This window comes from Micromonospora phytophila (genome assembly GCF_023656545.1).
GTDB classification, from domain to species: domain Bacteria; phylum Actinomycetota; class Actinomycetes; order Mycobacteriales; family Micromonosporaceae; genus Micromonospora; species Micromonospora phytophila.
In genome coordinates this window covers 1-2461 of sequence record NZ_JAMOKF010000531.1, presented here as the reverse complement: position 1 = coordinate 2461, position 2461 = coordinate 1, and the positions used below count along the sequence as shown (strand labels likewise).

The following is a 2461-nucleotide window of genomic DNA, read 5'->3' as shown; positions in this document are numbered from 1 at the left end:
CCGGGTACGCCGGCGCCTCGGTGCCGCCCGGCGCGGGCGTCAGGCCCGGGTCGCGGAACGGCACGCCGAGGGCGTGCGACAGCTCCCGGGCCAGGCCGCGCACGCTCAGCGCGTACCCCCGGTCCGGGGTGATCTCCAGCTCGACCACGACGTCGTCGAGCCCGACGACGGGCCGCGCGTCGTCGCCCGGCTTGGCCGGGCTGTCGGCGGGCAGCACGATGATGCCCGAGTGGTCGTCGCCGAGACCCAGTTCCTTGGCCGAGCAGATCATGCCGTTGGAGTTGCGGCCGTAGGTCTTGCGCGCGCCGATGGTGAAGCCGCCGGGGAGCACGCCGCCGGGGAGGATCACCACGACCCGGTCGCCGGGGGCGAAGTTGCGCGCCCCGCAGACGATCTCCTGCGGTTCGCCGGTGCCGTTGGCGTCGCCGACGTCGACCCGGCAGAACCGGATCGGCTTCTTGAAGCCGGTCAGCTCCTCGATCTCGCGGACCTCGCCGACGACCAGCTGACCGGTGACGGTCTCGCGCAGGTCCACGACGGACTCGACCTCGATGCCGAGGTCGACCAGGGCCTGCTCCAGGTCGCCGGTGGGCAGGTCGGCGGGGAGGTCGACGTACTCCCGCAGCCAACTGACAGAAACTCGCATGACTCAGACCACCGTCTCCGTTGTACGTACCCGCATCGCCTACGCCCCGGCCCCGAACGCGCGGGTGAACCGCACGTCGCCCTCGGCCATGTCCCGCATGTCGCTGACCCCGTGCCGGAACATCACCGTCCGGTCGATGCCCATGCCGAAGGCGAATCCGGAGTAGACCTCCGGGTCGATGCCGCAGGCGCGCAGCACCCGCGGGTTGACCATGCCGCAGCCGCCCCACTCGACCCACCGCGGCCCGTCCCGGTGCTCCGGGAACCAGACGTCGAACTCCGCCGACGGCTCGGTGAACGGGAAGTAGTGCGGCCGGAAGCGGGTCTTCGCGCCCTCGCCGAACATCGCCCGGGCGAAGTGGTCCAGGGTGCCGCGCAGGTGCGCCATGGTGATGCCCTTGTCCACCACCAGGCCCTCGACCTGGTGGAAGACCGGCGCGTGGGTGGCGTCCAGCTCGTCGGTGCGGTAGACCCGGCCGGGCACGATCACGTAGATCGGCGGCTTGCGGGTGAGCATCGTGCGCGCCTGCACCGGCGAGGTGTGCGTGCGCAGGACGAGGCCGGAACCTCCCGCGCCGTCCGGCGGTGCGATGTGGAAGGTGTCCATCAGGCCGCGGGCCGGGTGGTCGGCGGGGATGTTCAGGGCGTCGAAGTTGGTCCACTCCAGCTCGACCTCGGGCCCCTCGGCCACCTCGTAGCCCATGCCGACGAAGAGGTCGCTGATCGTCTCCATCAGGGTCGCCAGCGGGTGCCGGGCGCCGCGCGGACGCCGGTCGTAGGGCAGCGTCACGTCGACGCGCTCCTCGACGAGCACCCGCTCGGCCTGCTCCCGCTCCAGGACCTCGGAACGCTCGGCGTACGCGGTCTCGATGGCCCGGCGGGCCTCGTTGACCCGCTTACCGGCGTCGGACTTCGCGGCCGGCGGCAGCGCGCCGATCTCCCGGCGGGCCAGCGAGACCGGGGACCGGTCACCGAGGTGCGCGGGGCGCAGCGCGGTCAGCGCGTCCGGGTCGGCGGCGGCGGCGAACGCCTTCTCGGCGTCGGCGACGGCCTCGGCCAGGGCGGCCGGGTCGAGCAGGGCGACCTGCTTCGGGTCGTACGGATCGTTGCGATAGCTCATGGCGTACGGGCACTCCCTCACGGCGGCGCCAGCCCTCACGGGGCGGCGAAGCGAGTCTACGGACGCGCGGCTGTGCCGCAGCCCGCCGGTGGGAGTTACGCGGAAAGCAGGTCAGGCCCGCCGCCCGCCGACACCGGCGGGCTGGCTAAACGAACGCCGTGGCGCGTTCATGGGCCGACGCTCTCCCCTGCTGTCTGTCCTGCGCGACCGGTGCCCGGTCAGCGCTGTGCTCTCGCTGAAGCGTACAGGCAGACGGCGGCGGCCGCAGCCAGGTTGAGGCTCTCGGCGCGCCCGTGCAGCGGCACCCGGACCCGGGCGTCGGCCGCCTCGGTGAGCTGCTCGGGCAGGCCGTGCGCCTCGGAGCCGAAGAGCCACGCGGTGGGGGCGGCGAGGCGACCGGAGTCGGCGAGGTCGTCCAGGTCGCTGTCGCCGTACCCGGTGGTGGCCAGCACGGTCAGGCCGGCGGCGCGCAGCGCGGCGACCACGTCGAGCGGGTCGGGGGCGCGGACCACGTCGACGTGGAAGAGGCTGCCGGCCGAGGCCCGCACGCACTTGCCGTTGTACGGGTCGACGGCGTCGCCGGCGAAGACGACCGCACCCGCGCCGGCGGCGTCGGCGGTGCGCAGCACGGTGCCGGCGTTGCCCGGATCGAGGATCTCGGCGAGCACCGCCATCAGGCGGGGCGCGCCGGCCAGG

The 2461-nt window shown here is 73.7% G+C and carries 2 protein-coding genes and 1 pseudogene; all 3 read right to left on the bottom strand.

The window, feature by feature from the left end:
• A pseudogene (locus NCC78_RS30820) lies at positions 1-646 on the bottom strand (phenylalanine--tRNA ligase subunit beta); the annotation flags it as partial.
• A 39-nt stretch (positions 647-685) separates the two neighbouring features.
• Positions 686-1765: a phenylalanine--tRNA ligase subunit alpha gene (pheS, locus tag NCC78_RS30815; RefSeq protein ID WP_250798935.1), complete on the bottom strand. Its 1080-nt coding sequence runs from the start codon at positions 1763-1765 to the stop codon at positions 686-688.
• 218 nt (positions 1766-1983) lie between these two features.
• A partial coding sequence (locus NCC78_RS30810; RefSeq protein WP_250798934.1) for a TrmH family RNA methyltransferase occupies positions 1984-2461 on the bottom strand: 478 nt, incomplete at its 5' end.

Excerpts from the sequence above, each read along its gene's own strand:
- pheS (WP_250798935.1), bottom strand. The coding sequence starts at position 1,765 with ATGAGCTATCGCAACGATCCGTACGACCCGAAGCAGGTCGCCCTGCTC.